This is a genomic window from Tateyamaria rhodophyticola, from assembly GCF_047777875.1.
Lineage (GTDB): Bacteria > Pseudomonadota > Alphaproteobacteria > Rhodobacterales > Rhodobacteraceae > Tateyamaria.
The window spans coordinates 2,335,916-2,350,807 of the sequence record NZ_CP180519.1; the positions used below are offsets into that span (position 1 = coordinate 2,335,916).

Consider the following 14,892-nt stretch of genomic DNA (forward strand, 5'->3'; position numbering starts at 1 on the left):
CGCTCACACCTGCAAGACGGAAGAGACAAGAAGTTGGGAATAGGCGTGCTGTGGGTCGTCCAGCACCTGATCGGTCAGGCCCGCCTCGACCACCCGGCCCGATTTCATCACCATCAGACGGTCCGCCAGAAGGCGCACAACGGCAAGGTCGTGGGTGACGATGATTGCGGACAGCCCCATGTCGCGCACCAGCCCGCGCACAAGATCCAGCAGTCGCGCCTGGACAGACACATCCAGCCCGCCTGTGGGTTCATCCATGAAGACCAGACGCGGACCCGTCACGAGGTTGCGGGCAATCTGCAGGCGCTGCTGCATCCCGCCGGAGAATGTGGTGGGGCGGTCATCAACGCGGGCGGCGTCGATCTCGACCCGCTCCAGCCAATCCGTGGCCTTGCCGCGAATGTTGCCATAATGCCGCTCGCCCACAGCCATCAACCGCTCGCCAACGTTACCGCCCGCCGAGACGCCCATACGCAGTCCGTCACGTGCGTGTTGGTGCACGAACGCCCAATCTGTCCGCCCCAACATCCGCCGTTCAGGCTCGGACATGGTGACGGTATCCTTGGGGCCGTCGGCGCGCGTGTCGAACACGACCTGTCCGGCATCGGGTGCCAGATGCCCTGCCATGCAATTCAGCAGCGTGGACTTGCCCGAGCCGCTTTCGCCCACAATCCCCATCACCTCACCGGGATAAAGATCAAAGGACACATCCGCGCAGCCGATATGTGCGCCGTAGCGTTTGCTGATACCCTGAACCGACAGCAAAGGTGTCATGCTGCGTCCTTTCCTTTATAGCCAGCGGCGCGCCGGGCTTCGCAGTAATCCGTGTCGGAACAGACGAACATCCGCCCGCCTTCATCATCCATGATGACTTCATCGAGATAGCTGTCCGTCGCGTCGCACAGCCCGCAAGGGTGATCCGCCTTGCTGGCCTCGAACGGGTGATCTTCGAAATCGAGGCTCACCACATCCGTGTAGGGCGGCAACGCGTAAATCCGCTGTTCGCGCCCCGCGCCAAACAGCTGGATCGCGGCCATCTGCCCGAGTTTGGGATTGTCGAACTTCGGGATGGGCGACGGGTCCATCACATAGCGCCCTTCGACCTTCACCGGGTACGCGTAAGAGGTTGCGATATGGCCGTGGCGGCTGATGTCCTCGTAGAGCTTCACATGCATCAACCCGTATTCCTCAAGGCTGTGCATCTTGCGGGTTTCGCTCTCGCGCGGTTCGAGAAAACGCAAAGGCTCTGGGATCGGCACCTGGTAGACGAGGATCTGATCTTCGGTCTGCGGCTCTTCGGGGATGCGGTGGCGGGTCTGGATCACGCTCGCCTCGGAGGTCGCTGTCGTGGTCTCAACCCCCGCGGTGCGTTCAAAGAACGCGCGGATCGAGACGGCATTTGTCGTGTCATCCGCGCCTTGGTCGATCACCTTGAACGTATCATCCGGCGTCAGAACAGCAGCAGAGACCTGCACACCGCCGGTGCCCCAGCCGTAGGGCATGGGCATCTCGCGGCTGGCAAAGGGCACCTGATAGCCGGGAATTGCCAACCCCTTGAGAATAGCGCGGCGGATCATCCGCTTTGTCTGCTCGTCCAGATAGGCGAAATTGTAGGCTTGATCGGTCACAGGACCCCCTTGGCCTCAAGCGAGGCTCTGAGCGCGTCAGGATTTGTGAAATGGATCGCGTCCATGCCCGCGGCCCGGGCGCCGACACAATTGTGCAGACCGTCATCGATGAAGATGCAGCTTTCCGCAGCAACACCGGCACGGTCACAGAACAGTTCGAAGATGGCGACGCTGGGTTTGATCATGCCGACTTGTCCGGACACGATCGTGGTCTCGAAAACCTCGCCCAGTTCCGGGTGGACCTTGAGGCCTTCTGGCCATGTTTCGGCGGACCAGTTGGTGATGGCGTGCAAGTTGATGCCGCGCTTTTGCAGGTCGTAAAGGCAATCCCACGTGCCAGTGATCTTGTCTGGCACCGTCAGGTGATAGCGCTCTACATACCGTGCGAGGCGCGCCGCGTCGTCCGGGTCCGCGATCTGCGTGCTTGCCTTGGCAAAGCTGGCCCCCGCGTCGCAGGCAAGATTGATCTTGTCAAAGCTTATGCGGTCCATGAAAGCGCGCGCGCCCTCCAGCCCAAGCTCGTCGGCCCACGCCAGTTCGGGCTGCCAGTCAACAAGAACGGCGCCGATGTCAAAGACGACGTGTTTCATTCTGCCGCCTCCTGAACCCGATCCACCCCAGCCTCGCGTCGCAGCTTTCGCACCAGTTCCAATTCGGATTGGAAGTCGACGTAGTGGGGCAGCTTGATGTGTTCGAGGAAGCCCGTCGCCTGGATGTTGTCCGCGTGGTACAGAACAAACTCGGTATCCTGCGCGGGCGCGCCTACGTTGTCCTCGCCCAACTCTTCCCAACGGAGCGCGCGGTCCACCAGCGCCATGGAAATCGCCTTGCGCTCGGATTGGCCAAAGACCAACCCATATCCACGGGTGAACTGAGGCGGTTCAGTCTTTGATCCCTTGAACTGGTTGACCGTTTCGCATTCGGTCAGGGTCACTTCGCCAATCTCGACCGCAAAGCCGAGTTCGGGGATGTCCATTTCCACCGCGACGGCACCAATCCGCAATTCGCCCACAAAGGCATGGTTGCGCGCATAGCCGCGCTGCGTGGAATAGGCGAGACCGAGGGTGAACCCTTCATCAGCGCGGGCCAGCGCCTGCAACCGCAGCGCGCGGTCTGCTGGCATCTCAAGCGGCTCACGTGTCAGGTCGGGCGGCGGCGTGTCCTCAAAAGGGGCCTCTTCGATCAGCCCTTCGCGGTTCAGGAACTCTGTTACGTGCGGTACGTCACCCGGAACGCTTTCACGTGTTGGCGCGATGGGCGCTTCGCCATCGGCCGCCAGTTTGAAATCGAGCAGTCTGTGCGTGTAATCGAAGGTCGGCCCCAGAACCTGTCCACCCGGCAGATCCTTGAACGTGGCCGAGATGCGCCTATCGCAGGCCATCGCACCCGTATCCACAGGTTCGGATGCACCAAACCGGGGCAGGGTGGTGCGGTAGGCGCGGATCAAAAAGATCGCCTCGATCAGATCCCCGCGAGATTGTTTGATCGCCAATGCAGCAAGATCAGGATCGTAAAGCGAGCCTTCGGCCATCACGCGATCCACGGCCAGTTTCAGCTGTTCGCGGATCTGCTCAATGCTCAGTTCAGCGACACTCGTGTCGCCGCGCCGCTCTTCAGCCAGCCAAGCATGGGCGCTTTCAATTGCGCGTTCGCCACCTTTGACAGCGACATACATCAGAAGTCTCCTTTGTGCGCTGCCGCTTCGCTACTTGAGCGCGAAACATCCGTGCTGCGCGGCAATGCGGCCAACCTGTCGCCACAGGTGAAGATGAAATCGAGCCCGAGCGGAAACAATGCATGGTTGCTTTGGAAGGCGTGGGTTTCCGGCAGGGACAGCGTGGCCTCCGATTTGATCCCGGGTCCGCGCAGCCTCGCGCCGGACGCCTCAAGTTCTGCACATTCCACGATCAGGGTTGTCGAGCGGTCGGGGTATTCCGGCGTTCCGATGGGATAGCCGCTGAGCGGCATCAATGCGTCCCAATCGCCGACGGCAAACATCGCATGGGATGGGCCTGTCAGCGGGGCACCTGTGTGAAAGGCCAGCCATTTGCGGACATTGTCCGTGTCTGCCTTGCCAGCAAGGTAGACAGGCGTGTCGGTATCGCACAGGGTCAAAAGAACGGTTCCGACCGCGACAGACAAGGGTGCAGGCGGCGCGGCACCGTGGATGTTCTGAAGTGTCCCGGGACGCGCCATGGCTTCCATGACACTCCGGAACGCGTGCGCAGACTCTATGGCCGGAGTGTCAAACCCACCTGCCAGAACAGTTGCCTGCATCAGTCCTCTCCCCGTGCCATTGTAAAGAACTCGACCCGCGTCGCGGCGGCCTTTTCGGCGCGCGCGGTCTTGGCGGCGATTTGCTCCGTCCTGAGTGGGTCAAGAACGGCTTTGCGAACGGCTGAGGCACTGGGCCCCTGCATCAGCGCGTCGACAAGAGCTGCGGCCTCGGCATCCGCCTTCCGACGGCCCTGGATGTAGGCATGCCCAACCTCACCGCTGCCCAAGGTGAGCGCGCAGCGCGTCACGGTCATCTCGCCCATATTGAATGGCGCGCCCGTCCCACCGGCGCGGCCACGGACCATTGTGCTGCCGATCTCAGGTGCGCGCAGCCATGTGAAGTCAGGCCGCAACATCGCCGCATCCAGCAGGGCAGCAACGTGGCCCGCAGGCGCCTTGGCCAGCAGACCCATCCACGCTTTTCGATCCGCATTTTCGTCGAACGTATCTTTCATCTCGACAACTTTTCTACATCCTATACAACTATACATATCGTAGCAGATTCCCCCACTAACGACAGAAGAGATTTGTGAAACTTGCGTGACAGTTCAGGCAGAACCCCAATCTGGCGGGCCATCGCAGATGCGTTGCGCAGTGATTTGGCGGAGGGCAAATACGCGCCCGGAGACAAACTGCCGACGGAAGCGGGTTTGGCCGAGCGATTTGGCGTCAATCGGCACACCGTCCGACATGGCATTTCCGCCCTCGTTGATGAGGGCTTGATACGCACCCGCCGTGGTTCTGGCGCGTTCGTCGCAGCCACGCCGACGGACTACCCGATCGGGCAGCGCGTGCGGTTCCACGATAACCTGATTGCGGCGGGCAGACGGCCGGGCAAGCGCATTCTCCAGGTCGAGGAACGCTCGGCTACAACGGGCGAAGCCAAAGCGCTGCAGGTTGCTCCGGGCGATCCGGTGTGCGCCTATCACGGCCTTTCGCTCGCCGACGGCCAGCCGGTCGCCGTTTTTGAAAGCCTGTTCCCGCTCGAGCGGCTTGCCAGCATCCCGGCAGCCCTGAGCCAAACCAGTAGCGTGACCGAGGCGTTGCGACTGGTCGGTATCTCCGACTACACACGCGCCTCGACCCGTCTCACGGCGGTGCGGGCCACGGCGACCCATGCGCTCCACCTTCAGGTTGCGGAAGGCGATCCGCTATTGAAAACAACCGGTGTCAATGTGGATGACCTTGGCGTGCCAGTGGAATTCGGTCGAACCTGGTTCGCAGGTGACCGCGTAACGCTGACGCTGGACACCGAAACGCCCCCACCCGTATCGGGGTAGGGGCGAAACGTCTTACGATTGCACCGGGATTATTTGAGACCCATGCAATTGGCGTAATAGGTCACAGTGGCCGGCCAGTCGGAAAAGATGCCTGCAACCCCAACATCCTGGGCCAGCGTGTCGATATAGTCGTACATCACACCGTCGCTGTTGGTCACATCGGCGATGGACTGATAATACCAACCGCCGCCCTCGACGAGAGGGCCAGACCGCTCAATGGTCCAGGTGATGATGTTCAGGCCAGCGGCCTTTGCCTGCACGGCCAATTCGGATGGGACAATGTCGTCGCCGTTCAGTGTCACCAGCATCCATGTCGGTGGCGCGATGTAATTCACGCCCATCGCCTTCAGCTCTTCCATGGTGTTTGGCCAGGTCGACGGGTCCATCGGCGAATAGCCTTCGATGTCGTATTCGTCCATCAGGTAGACCGCTTGCGCGCCAAACTCCGGCTCTGCCTCGATCCAGTACAGCACGTCTTCGAGGTTGAAAGACTGGAGCCACACGTCCGAGGCCGGGATACCGGCCGCCTTGTATTCATCAACAAGCTTCTGCGCGTAATCTTCCTGACTGAAGCCATTGAATGGCATCTCGACGGAGGGAGTCTTGAGCTCGGGCGTGAATTTCGCGCCGAGCGATTTGAAGAGCTGGATCGATTCCGCATGGGTCATCAGGGTCGCGGGTTCTGCCGAATAGAGATCCGTGCGCCAGTCGGCGGTGCCGCCCAGATACGCGTCGACGGTCGTTGCGGCGCTGTCCGCCGCATCCATCTTCGGCGTCAAACTGCGGTACTCGGCCAGCGTGATTTCGGATGTGCGGCATTCGGCAGTGGCCGCGGTGTCGCCATCAGCGGGTGTGAACGGCGTCGTGCAGGTCGAGGCAAGCGGCGTGGCCAGGATGTCGGTAGTGGTATGCAGATCGTTCTGCGCATGACGGCAAACCAATTCCTGATCCGCGGTAAAGGTCACGTCGCATTCCAGAATGCCCGCGCCCATCCGTGCGGCGGCCAGATTGGATTCGACGGTATGTTCCGGAAACTGCATCGGTGCGCCGCGGTGCCCGATGGAGAACAGGGATTGAGCCCCGTCCTGTCCCGAACAGGAGAGGAGTTTGTCCTTGAGCGGGCCCTCCGCCATCCGGTCGATGAGGTAATACGGGCGTGGCCCATATTCTACGCGGTCGACCGATTGGGCCAGGGCAGGCGCCGCGGTCAGGGCAGCGGACGTGAGTGCGAGAATGCGGTACATGGAAGTCTCCGAAGGTGAACGGTGGCCTTCGGGTCGCAAAATCTGGTGAACGGCGCATGACGGCCAAGCTACAGTTTCATGACGATACCGGGTGGCTGCGCTCTGGGCGGGGAAGCGCGCGCGGGAAGACCCAACGTTCATGCGTTGAACCTCTCAGAAGAATGCACGCGCCTTCGCAGAGGCGACGCGCATCTGGAATGTTTGCCAGACTGCATAATTTGGTTGGCTGAGATGCAAACCGCTGAATGACCAACCGCAAAAGCGCTTTGCCAATCCCACGGCGCCGAGCCACTGGCGCAACGTGAAACCGGGCACGTTGAACGCTATCTTGGTGTTGAAGCGTCTGCGTGCCAGCAATGACACGGTCTTGCTGATCGGCGGGCGCTTGTCAGATCAAGTGCCGCCGGGGGACGCGGATGGTTTCCGGTCTCGCCATGGCGTTTCGACATGTCCCCGCATCCCTTGTTCTTCCGGTTCGGGAACGCGGTGCCCGAAGGCTTTTGCGGGTCAGACCGTCAAACCGTTCGGCAAGAGCACGGCCATCAACTTTCATACTTTTCAAGAAACGCCTGGGCATCAAGCGCTCTGAAGTCGTCCAACGCTGCGCGAAGCCGGACGTGCGACCAGTCCCACCAGCCAAGCGCGATGAGGCGCTCTGCGATCTCGGGTGGTTGGCGCAGGCGCAGCACTTTGGCCGGGCTTCCCGCAACAATGGTGTAGGGGTCCACATCCTTGGTCACAATTGCGCCCGCAGCAACAACCGCCCCATGGCCCAGCGTCACCTCGGGTTTGATCATCGCGCCAGCGCCAATCCACGTGTCATGGCCGATGTGTGCCGTGCGCGACCGGCGGTGCGCAAAAAAGCCCTCATCCCGCCCGGCATCGTCCCAGTAGTCATCCGACCGATAGAGGAAATGATGACAGGCCGCAGTATGCAGCGGATGATCCGTCGCCCCGATCCGCGTGAAGGCGGCGATGTTTGCAAACTTGCCGATCCGGGCATTCGCGACATCCGCATAACGGTCGCAATAGGAATAGTCCCCGAACGAGGAATTGTTGACCCGGCTTCCTTTGCCGATCTCGACGTAGGCACCAAAGCTGCTGTCGGTGATTTCGCAGTCCGGGTGAATGAATGGCTCTGCTGCAGTCAGTCGTGCCACGTCTGGAACTCTCTTTTCTGACCTTTGAAGCGGACAAACCCTCCAGCGTCCTTTGGAGTCATGCCGCGGGCCATGTCACGCGGGCCTCCCTCTGCATTTGCGGCGCCCATATCCGTCCGGACCCGGGCAGGGCCGACAAGCGCAACGGGAACTCCTTGTGGCTCATGACCGCTGGCAAGCCTCTGCATCACTGTGTTCACAGCGGCTTTTGAAGCCAGGCAGGCGATACGATATCCCATCCACGCCATCTGCGGCGACATCGTCAGTATCTTTGGTGCAGCGCTCTGGCGCAGCCGAAGCAAGATGGCCTGCGCGACCGCCAGCGGAGCGATGCTGTTGATCGGGATACCCAAAGGACCGATGCCCGCCAGTTGCGCAGTGATGGGTCCCGGCGTGTCCAGCGCCAGAGGCACTGTTCCATCCCGCCTGTCGCGGGCTGTGCTCATACCCCGATGGCCAAGCGCGACGGCCTGAGCCAAAAGCGCCGCACCTGTGATCAAATGATGCGCCATCAGTCTTTGCGTCCGATCAACTTGCCACGCAGCCAGCCCGAGAACCAATCCATGAACATCACCATCACAATGATCAACACGATGTAGTAGGCAACCTCTTCCCAGTCCTTCTGGGTCTGGATTGCCTGGGTCAGCATTAGGCCGATGCCGCCGCCGGTGATCGCGCCAATGATCGTGGCAGACCGCGTGTTGGATTCCAGAAAGTACAGGATTTGCGCCAGCAGCACCGGCACCACCTGCGGGATCACGCCGAAACGGTAGCGTTGCAAGGGTTTGGCACCGGTCGACTCGACGCCTTCGATCTGCTTCTGATCGACGTTTTCCAGCGCTTCGGAGAAAATCTTGCCAAACGTGCCGGTGTCGGTGATCAGGATCGCAAGTGCCCCTGTCAGAGGTCCAGGCCCAAAGGCACGCGCCAGCACCACGGTCCAGATCAAGGCATCCACGCCACGCACAAAGTCGAACACCCGGCGCGTTGCCGCGCGCAGCATCATCACCGGCGAAAAGCGTTTTGCCGCCACAAAGGCAAGCGGCAGTGCAATGATCGCCGCCCCCATGGTGCCAAGGAACGCCATCAGGATGGTCTCACCAATTGCCCAGGCGACGTCCTTGTGCCGCCACATGGCGTTGTTCCACCAGTCAGAGACCGCCCCGGCGATATTGGAGCGCGATGGATCAATCTGTTCGCCGAACAGGATCGAACCAAGACCTTGCCCGTGATAGGGGCTGTCGAGTGTGAACCAGAACAGTTCCCACCCGGGGAAGTAATTGAACACTTCGGTACGGGCGCCCGTTAGCGTGATGCGACCCTCGGGCGTGGTGATCCCGATGCGGCGGTTCGAGGCGGAAATCCAGTCCGGCAGCTCCGCTTGCAGGTTGCTGGTCAGGCTGCGCCCTTCGGCTTGCACCTCGATCATCTGGAACCCGGGGATTTCGATTTCGGTCCGGTTGTCGGGCAGGTAGCGCACGATGTGATCACCGCCCAGATCAATGGTGATCACCTCATCGCCGCTGACCCAAGCCGGGCGCTGGCCTTCTGGGTAACGTCCCTTGCGCTCTCCCTCGACGGCATAGGAGATCTCACCAGAGCGGTTGTCACGGGTGACATGCACCTTGTGCGACCAACTGTCAGACGCCAGCGTGACCGCGTTGTCGAGATTGGCACGCCCGGCGAGCCCCTGAATATCAAACGCGAAAAAGATGTAGACCAGATAGGCAAAGATCACCGCGGGAATGCCAAAGCCGATGAGGCGTTTGCGCTGAAACAGTGTGTCGGCGTTCTGTTTGGTCACGCTCAGATCAGCAGCGGTCATTGGCCTTGCCCTTCTGTGAGACGGTTGCGGTAGCGGCTGGACACCTGATCGAAGAAGACGATCGTGCCGAAGAGCAGAATGAAGATGGCGGCGGCCTCGTCAAAACGCCCCGGCCCCCAGGCCATCGCATTGCGAAGCTCGTAGCCAAGGCCGCCCGCGCCGACAAACCCCAGAATGGCCGAGGCGCGGATATTGATCTCGAAGCGCAGAAGGGAATAGCTGAGGTAGTTCGGCGCGACCTGCGGCAGCACCCCCAAGAGCATGCGCTGCGCCCATGTCGCGCCGGTGGAGGCGAGACCCTCGACCGGTTTCAGGTCGGCATTCTCTGCGACCTCCGAGAACATCTTGCCAAGCGCACCTGCGGTGTGGATGGCAATGGCGATCATGGCGGGCACCGGGCCGCCGCCCAGAACGAAGATCAAAACAAGCGCGATCACGATCTCGGGCACAGCGCGCATAATGTCGGAGATGCGGCGGAACAGTGGGATGAGGCGTGGCCATTTCGCCAAACCACGGGTGCCGAGCAAGGACAGGAACAACCCGCCAATGGCGCCGATCAGGGTCGAGACAGCGGCGATGTTGATCGTTTCAACAAGAGCCGGGAAGTATTTGGCGATCAGGCCGGGCAGGTCAGCCTGCTTTTCCCAAGCTTCGGACAGCACGTCGGCGGGGTAGTCACCGATCTGATGCAGGCCCTCCCAGAATCCGCCAGCGTTACGGCCATCCGCGATGTTGAAGCCGGACACCATCAGAATGACGAAGATCAGGAGCGTCAGACCGCCATAGAGCCTGCGCCGCTGAACCTGCGCCATATAGCTCGACTGGATGCTGCCCACGTTTTGTGGTGCGCTGCCGATGGAAATGTCTGCCATGCTGCCCCTCGGATGGAAATTGGACGCCCAGGTGCGGGCGCCCAGAGTGGTCAGGGTGTGGGCTGTCGTGATCATTTGCCTTGCAAAAGACACCGCCGCCCACCCGTCAGCCCGCGCGGCGCGGGCGACGCGTTATCCGCCGATTTTCGCTTTGCGCGCTTCGACGATCGAGATGTAGGTGTCGTGGGTCACCGGCTGAAAGCCCAGTGTGTCGCCCGCAGCGACGCCGTACGCGCAATCCGGGTCCGCTTCGAACAGACCATCCACCAGCGTGGTCATTGTGGTTTTGACGTCCGCCGGCAGCGCCTTGCGCAGAACGATTGGACCTTCGGGGATGACTTTGGATTTCCAGATCTGGACCATGTCGTTCATATCCACGAGACCCGCATCCACCGCCTTGCGCAGCGCGCCGGAGTTGTAGCCGTCTTCCCAGTTGCCCTGACCGTCGGCCCAGGTCACACCGCCGTCGATGTCGCCATTGTTCACGGCAACGATGGTTTGCTCATGGCCACCCGTGAACTTGACCTCACCAAAGTATTCGCCGCTTTCCATGGTCACGCCGTCTTTGTACTGCGGGATCTCGATGGACGGGATCAGGTAGCCGGACGTGGAGTTCGGGTCGCCAAAGCCAAAGACTTTGCCTTCCATGTCATCAAGCGATGCGATCCCGCTGTCTTTGCGCGCAAAACCGATGGAGTGGTAGCCAACAGAACCGTCGACGTTCACCTTGATAAGCACAGGTTCAACGGCATCCGCGTCCTGCAGATAGGTTGCGGCGTAAGAAGACGCGCCCAGCCAGGCCATGTCGATGGTGCCGCCCAGCAGGCCCTGGATCACGCCGTTATAGTCGGCAGGCGCAAAGAGTTTGGTTTCAACGCCAAGCGCTTCGGTCGTGTAATCCGCCAGGCATTGATAGGAGTTCATGCGGTCCTGGGCGTTTTCGCCGCCCAGGATGCCGATGCGGAATTCGGTGATACCTTCTGCGAAGGCTGCGCCGCTCAGGGCAGTTGTGGCGGCGAGCGCCAGTGCGAGGGTCTTTTTCATCGTTCTCTCCGATTTTGATGCCCTATCGCCGGTCGGCTGCTTGAGGGCGGGGTTGATGAAGGTGGCCCGCGACAGGCGCGGGTGGCAGCTGGCTCAGACGTAGGCTTCCGCTTCGCGGACCTCCGGTCTGTCCAGTGTTTGGATTTCTGTGGATGTGGCGGCTTCGGAGAAGTCGGCGCCGGCACCATAAATATCGCGCGCAACGCCGGTGGTCAGTTGCTCGGGCGTTCCGTCAAACACGATGCGTCCGTCGCGCATCCCGATAACGCGGTCGCAATAGCGCCGTGCCGTATCCAGCGTGTGCAGGTTGGCAATGACCATGCGCCCGTCTTGTTGGTGAATGTCACGCAGGGATTGCATCACCACCTGGGCGTTCATCGGATCGAGGGAGGCAATGGGTTCATCGGCGAGAATGATCTTGGGATCCTGCATCAACGCCCGCGCGATGGCGACGCGTTGCTGCTGGCCGCCCGAAAGCGCCTCCGCGCGCTTGGGTGCCTGTTCGGCGATGCCCAGCCGGTCGAGGATCTCGATGGCTTTGTGAATGTCCGATTGCGGATAAAGATTGAACATCGTCGCCAGTGTTGAGCGCTTGTTCAAGGTGCCGTGCAGCACGTTCGACACCACATCCATGCGGGGCACCAGATTGAACTGCTGAAAAATCATCGCGCAGCGCGACTGCCAGTCGCGTTTGGCGGCACCGCGCAGGGCGCTGATCTCTTGACCTTCGAACGTGATTGTTCCGGTCGTGGCGTCGCTGAGGCGGTTGACCATCCGGAGCAGAGTGGACTTGCCGGCCCCCGAACGACCGATGATCCCGATCATGGTTGGTTCATCTACGGAGATGTTGGCTGTATCCACAGCCGTTTTTTCTCCGAACCGCTTGGTCAGCGCGTCGATTTTCAGCATATCGCCCCCATGTTTGGGAGGCGAATAAGCGCGCCACGCTACATCTGCGTGACAGTTTTGATTCAGCTTCTTGGCATTTGCGAAACGGATTTGTGACAGCAACCGTTTGGACCGACGGGCGTGGGACAGGGACCAACCGCACGCGGAAAGGAAATATTATCCACAAGCCGTCATAAAACTGTTACATCTGTCATCCCCGCTATCTATGCTGTGCTCATGATCACCCGAATTTTACTTTTGATGACGTTTTGTATCATGGCGCCAGCGCTTGCCAGCGCCAGCATGTCCGATGTCAGCTGCGATGACAGCGCGCGTATGCTTTCGATGCTGACCGAGGTTCTGGGCGCTGAACGTCAGGGCATGGGGCTGCGTGACCCGGAAACCATGCTGGAGGTGTGGGTCAGCCCACGGGATGGCGAATGGATGATTGTGCAAAACTATGCCAATGGCACGTCATGCATTGTTGCCATGGGCGAGCACTGGGAAGCTGGTCTGCCTGGACCGGCCTAGGACCCTGCATCTGCCAAACGGTCGCTGGAACCGGGTGCGGAAACAACGCTTCGACTTGTGGGGACTGTTCCGCGGTCAAGCACATACTCAAAAACGGTTCCAACTGCCGGGCGTTGCGTCCACTGCATTTCGGAGCACAAACAGCGCGACGTTTGGCAGTTTCGCCACCGCCTTAGGGGAAGGAACCCGCCAGAGCGCGTCCGCCGTCAATGAATGACTGCTGCGTCACGCCGATCTGGCGCATTGCCTCGGCAATCGTCGCGCCTTGTCCCTGCGGAAGTTCGACCTGCCGAAGCTTCATCTACAAAACCGCCTTACGTGCGTACGACACTGCGCGTCGGAACCGTGCGCTCCTGCACTTCATCGAGTGGCGGAACAGCACCGGATGCGTCCAATGTCAGTACACTAACCACAGCGTACCCCAATCCATGGCAAGCATTTCACAAGGGCAGCCGACAAGATCGAGATGATGCAACGGGAACAGTGCCGGTAGGACGCACTTTTTGACTTCTTCTTCGGGATATCGCGACGTCACGCCCTGCTGGTCAATCATCACAGTCATGTTCGACGGACTGAGGACCGAACGCGTATGCCACCCCATCAGGACACATGCCCAAAACGGATGCCGCCGCCGCGTTCACGGCGCGCGTCTGCCATTGGCCAAGAGGCTCATTCCTCTGGGCATTTGCGGCAGGCAGACGTGCGGTGATCGGATCCGCCAACTGCATCCGCAAAGGCGGATCGGCACGCGACCCCGGTCGCCACCGTGCGCGGTGCAACGGACATATGTCGCGGCACAAAAGTTCCCCGTGGTGTTTACCTTTGAGACGTTGCAGGATCGGCCCAACCGAGTGCACCAGAAAGACGCAGGTTTGACGGAGAGGGCAGCGGAATGAGCGTGGATCGACGTTGGGTTTTGATGGCATTGGGCGCATCCGCGCTTGGCGCCTGTGGGTCTGCTCCGGTGCGGGGTCCGACCGCGCCCGGGTTGCCCGAGGATTTGCGACCGCAACCCAACGCCGCCTACGACGCCTGGGTCCAGGCGTTCCAGCAGCGGGCCCTGCGGCGTGGTGTGTCGCAGGACACGCTGACGCGCGGATTTCGGGGCACGGGGTATCTGCCTGGCGTGGTCAAGCGGGACCGCAACCAGCCCGAGACGCGGCGGACGTTGGAGGATTACCTGAGCATTGCGGTGTCGGACGAGCGTGTGGCGCTCGGGCGCGCGGCGCTCAGGCAGAATGCCGCGCTGCTGAACCGGATCGAGGCGCGGTACGGGGTGCCCGCACCGATCGTGACGGCGATCTGGGGGCTCGAGAGTTTCTACGGGACGCGGCGGGGCGATGTGCCGGTGGTATCGGCCACCTCGACCCTCGCCTTTGACGGGCGGCGCGGTGCGTTTTTCGAAGAACAGCTGACGACCGCCCTGAAGATCTTGCAAGCCGGTGATGTCAGCGCGGACCGCCTGCGCGGCTCCTGGGCCGGTGCGATGGGGCACACGCAGTTCATTCCGACCTCTTACACCGCGTTTGCCGTGGATTTCGACGGCGATGGGCGGCGCGATGTGTGGTCAGAGGATCCGACGGATGCGCTGGCCTCGGCGGCGGCGTATCTGTCGCGCAACGGGTGGCGGCGGGGCGTGAGCTGGGGTCGCGAAGGGACATCGGGGGGCCGTGTGATCCAGCCGCAGGCAGGCGGGCCAAGTTTCGCCGTGACCGCGAATTTTGCGGTCATCAAGCGCTACAACAACTCCGACAGCTATGCGATCGGGGTCGGGCATCTGGCCGACCGCATCGCGGGCGGCGGTCCGTTGCGCGGCAGCTTTCCCCCGGACGCGTTCGGTTTGACCAAGGACGACCGCATTGCGTTGCAGCGCGGACTGACGGCACGCGGCTTTGACACAGGCGGCGCGGATGGTGTGATCGGAGCGAAGACCCGCGCGGCGATCAGTGCCTATCAACGTCAGGCCGGGGTGGCCGTGACCGGAGACCCGTCGCCATCGCTCCTGGCGCAATTGCGCGCGTAGCGGCGGTTTAGTTTGCCCGGTGGCAAGGCGCCCGGATACCGGCGCGGAACATGGCGTGGTTTCTGAGCGCACCCCACTGCAATGGGCGCATTGGGTCGAGGTGGTGGTCATGCGATGCGA

At 61.4% G+C, this 14,892-nt stretch carries 18 protein-coding genes; 3 read left to right on the forward strand and 15 right to left on the reverse strand.

Going from position 1 to position 14,892, the window contains the following annotated elements; all coding sequences use genetic code 11:
• Positions 1-3: 3 nt before the first annotated feature.
• From phnK to phnG, 6 genes are read right to left on the reverse strand one after another with little or no spacing between them, the layout of a single operon-like run.
• Entirely contained in the window at positions 4-774 is a 771-nt protein-coding gene (phnK, locus tag ACERHN_RS13130; RefSeq protein WP_415919468.1) for a phosphonate C-P lyase system protein PhnK, read from the reverse strand.
• The gene (locus tag ACERHN_RS13135) at positions 771-1,577 is read right to left on the reverse strand and encodes an alpha-D-ribose 1-methylphosphonate 5-phosphate C-P-lyase PhnJ (RefSeq protein WP_415922740.1); all 807 of its coding nucleotides are present in this window, start codon (positions 1,575-1,577) and stop codon (positions 771-773) included. Before ACERHN_RS13135 ends, phnK begins: the two co-directional genes overlap by 4 nt.
• A 47-nt stretch (positions 1,578-1,624) precedes the next feature.
• On the reverse strand, positions 1,625-2,218 hold the full coding sequence (locus tag ACERHN_RS13140; protein WP_415919469.1) for an HAD family hydrolase: 594 nt from the start codon (positions 2,216-2,218) through the stop codon (positions 1,625-1,627).
• The gene (locus ACERHN_RS13145; RefSeq protein ID WP_415919470.1) at positions 2,215-3,303 is read right to left on the reverse strand and encodes a carbon-phosphorus lyase complex subunit PhnI; all 1,089 of its coding nucleotides are present in this window, start codon (positions 3,301-3,303) and stop codon (positions 2,215-2,217) included. Before ACERHN_RS13145 ends, ACERHN_RS13140 begins: the two co-directional genes overlap by 4 nt.
• Positions 3,303-3,905, reverse strand: a complete 603-nt coding sequence (phnH, locus tag ACERHN_RS13150; protein ID WP_415919471.1) for a phosphonate C-P lyase system protein PhnH — start codon at positions 3,903-3,905, stop codon at positions 3,303-3,305. Before phnH ends, ACERHN_RS13145 begins: the two co-directional genes overlap by 1 nt.
• Positions 3,905-4,360, reverse strand: coding sequence for a phosphonate C-P lyase system protein PhnG (gene phnG / locus ACERHN_RS13155; RefSeq protein ID WP_415919472.1), 456 nt, complete (start codon positions 4,358-4,360; stop codon positions 3,905-3,907). Before phnG ends, phnH begins: the two co-directional genes overlap by 1 nt.
• An 81-nt stretch (positions 4,361-4,441) precedes the next feature.
• On the opposite strand from phnG, the gene phnF reads away from it, so the two are divergent.
• A complete protein-coding gene (phnF, locus tag ACERHN_RS13160; protein ID WP_415919473.1) occupies positions 4,442-5,185 on the forward strand; it encodes a phosphonate metabolism transcriptional regulator PhnF in 744 nt (247 codons plus the stop codon).
• 29 nt (positions 5,186-5,214) lie between these two features.
• Here phnF and ACERHN_RS13165 read toward each other — a convergent pair whose 3' ends face one another.
• From ACERHN_RS13165 to phnC, 8 genes are all read right to left on the reverse strand, one after another.
• Entirely contained in the window at positions 5,215-6,429 is a 1,215-nt protein-coding gene (locus ACERHN_RS13165; RefSeq protein WP_415919474.1) for a glycerophosphodiester phosphodiesterase family protein, read from the reverse strand.
• Positions 6,430-6,505: 76 nt separating this feature from the next.
• Positions 6,506-6,721 carry a GNAT family N-acetyltransferase gene (locus tag ACERHN_RS13170; protein ID WP_415919475.1) on the reverse strand — a complete coding sequence of 72 codons (216 nt, stop codon included), beginning with the start codon at positions 6,719-6,721 and terminating at the stop codon, positions 6,506-6,508.
• A 250-nt stretch (positions 6,722-6,971) separates the two neighbouring features.
• Positions 6,972-7,589, reverse strand: a complete 618-nt coding sequence (locus ACERHN_RS13175; protein ID WP_415919476.1) for a chloramphenicol acetyltransferase — start codon at positions 7,587-7,589, stop codon at positions 6,972-6,974.
• Positions 7,577-8,101 (reverse strand): SDR family NAD(P)-dependent oxidoreductase, encoded by a 525-nt coding sequence (locus ACERHN_RS13180; protein ID WP_415919477.1) that lies wholly within the window; start codon positions 8,099-8,101, stop codon positions 7,577-7,579. Before ACERHN_RS13180 ends, ACERHN_RS13175 begins: the two co-directional genes overlap by 13 nt.
• Positions 8,101-9,414: a phosphonate ABC transporter, permease protein PhnE gene (phnE, locus tag ACERHN_RS13185; RefSeq protein ID WP_415919478.1), complete on the reverse strand. Its 1,314-nt coding sequence runs from the start codon at positions 9,412-9,414 to the stop codon at positions 8,101-8,103. The genes ACERHN_RS13180 and phnE (ACERHN_RS13185) overlap by 1 nt, the downstream gene beginning before the upstream one ends.
• Positions 9,411-10,286: a phosphonate ABC transporter, permease protein PhnE gene (phnE, locus tag ACERHN_RS13190; protein ID WP_415919479.1), complete on the reverse strand. Its 876-nt coding sequence runs from the start codon at positions 10,284-10,286 to the stop codon at positions 9,411-9,413. Before phnE (ACERHN_RS13190) ends, phnE (ACERHN_RS13185) begins: the two co-directional genes overlap by 4 nt.
• 132 nt (positions 10,287-10,418) lie before the next feature.
• Positions 10,419-11,330: a phosphonate ABC transporter substrate-binding protein gene (gene phnD / locus ACERHN_RS13195; protein ID WP_415919480.1), complete on the reverse strand. Its 912-nt coding sequence runs from the start codon at positions 11,328-11,330 to the stop codon at positions 10,419-10,421.
• Positions 11,331-11,423: 93 nt separating this feature from the next.
• The gene (gene phnC / locus ACERHN_RS13200; protein WP_415919481.1) at positions 11,424-12,239 is read right to left on the reverse strand and encodes a phosphonate ABC transporter ATP-binding protein; all 816 of its coding nucleotides are present in this window, start codon (positions 12,237-12,239) and stop codon (positions 11,424-11,426) included.
• Positions 12,240-12,494: 255 nt separating this feature from the next.
• Between phnC and ACERHN_RS13205 the strand changes: the two genes are divergently transcribed.
• Positions 12,495-12,749, forward strand: coding sequence for a hypothetical protein (locus ACERHN_RS13205; RefSeq protein WP_415919482.1), 255 nt, complete (start codon positions 12,495-12,497; stop codon positions 12,747-12,749).
• A 172-nt stretch (positions 12,750-12,921) separates the two neighbouring features.
• Here ACERHN_RS13205 and ACERHN_RS13210 read toward each other — a convergent pair whose 3' ends face one another.
• Positions 12,922-13,050, reverse strand: coding sequence for a hypothetical protein (locus ACERHN_RS13210; RefSeq protein WP_415919483.1), 129 nt, complete (start codon positions 13,048-13,050; stop codon positions 12,922-12,924).
• Between the two features lie 591 nt (positions 13,051-13,641).
• Between ACERHN_RS13210 and ACERHN_RS13215 the strand changes: the two genes are divergently transcribed.
• Positions 13,642-14,772, forward strand: coding sequence for a lytic murein transglycosylase (locus ACERHN_RS13215; protein ID WP_415919484.1), 1,131 nt, complete (start codon positions 13,642-13,644; stop codon positions 14,770-14,772).
• The last annotated feature ends 120 nt before the right edge of the window (positions 14,773-14,892 follow it).

Excerpts from the sequence above, each read along its gene's own strand:
- phnK (WP_415919468.1), bottom strand. The coding sequence starts at position 774 with ATGACACCTTTGCTGTCGGTTCAGGGTATCAGCAAACGCTACGGCGCA.
- ACERHN_RS13135 (WP_415922740.1), bottom strand. The coding sequence starts at position 1,577 with ATGATCCGCCGCGCTATTCTCAAGGGGTTGGCAATTCCCGGCTATCAG.
- ACERHN_RS13140 (WP_415919469.1), bottom strand. The coding sequence starts at position 2,218 with ATGAAACACGTCGTCTTTGACATCGGCGCCGTTCTTGTTGACTGGCAG.
- ACERHN_RS13145 (WP_415919470.1), bottom strand. The coding sequence starts at position 3,303 with ATGTATGTCGCTGTCAAAGGTGGCGAACGCGCAATTGAAAGCGCCCAT.
- phnH (WP_415919471.1), bottom strand. The coding sequence starts at position 3,905 with ATGCAGGCAACTGTTCTGGCAGGTGGGTTTGACACTCCGGCCATAGAG.
- phnG (WP_415919472.1), bottom strand. The coding sequence starts at position 4,360 with ATGAAAGATACGTTCGACGAAAATGCGGATCGAAAAGCGTGGATGGGT.
- ACERHN_RS13165 (WP_415919474.1), bottom strand. The coding sequence starts at position 6,429 with ATGTACCGCATTCTCGCACTCACGTCCGCTGCCCTGACCGCGGCGCCT.
- ACERHN_RS13180 (WP_415919477.1), bottom strand. The coding sequence starts at position 8,101 with ATGGCGCATCATTTGATCACAGGTGCGGCGCTTTTGGCTCAGGCCGTC.
- phnE (WP_415919478.1), bottom strand. The coding sequence starts at position 9,414 with ATGACCGCTGCTGATCTGAGCGTGACCAAACAGAACGCCGACACACTG.
- phnE (WP_415919479.1), bottom strand. The coding sequence starts at position 10,286 with ATGGCAGACATTTCCATCGGCAGCGCACCACAAAACGTGGGCAGCATC.
- phnD (WP_415919480.1), bottom strand. The coding sequence starts at position 11,330 with ATGAAAAAGACCCTCGCACTGGCGCTCGCCGCCACAACTGCCCTGAGC.
- phnC (WP_415919481.1), bottom strand. The coding sequence starts at position 12,239 with ATGCTGAAAATCGACGCGCTGACCAAGCGGTTCGGAGAAAAAACGGCT.
- ACERHN_RS13205 (WP_415919482.1), top strand. The coding sequence starts at position 12,495 with ATGGCGCCAGCGCTTGCCAGCGCCAGCATGTCCGATGTCAGCTGCGAT.
- ACERHN_RS13210 (WP_415919483.1), bottom strand. The coding sequence starts at position 13,050 with ATGAAGCTTCGGCAGGTCGAACTTCCGCAGGGACAAGGCGCGACGATT.
- ACERHN_RS13215 (WP_415919484.1), top strand. The coding sequence starts at position 13,642 with ATGAGCGTGGATCGACGTTGGGTTTTGATGGCATTGGGCGCATCCGCG.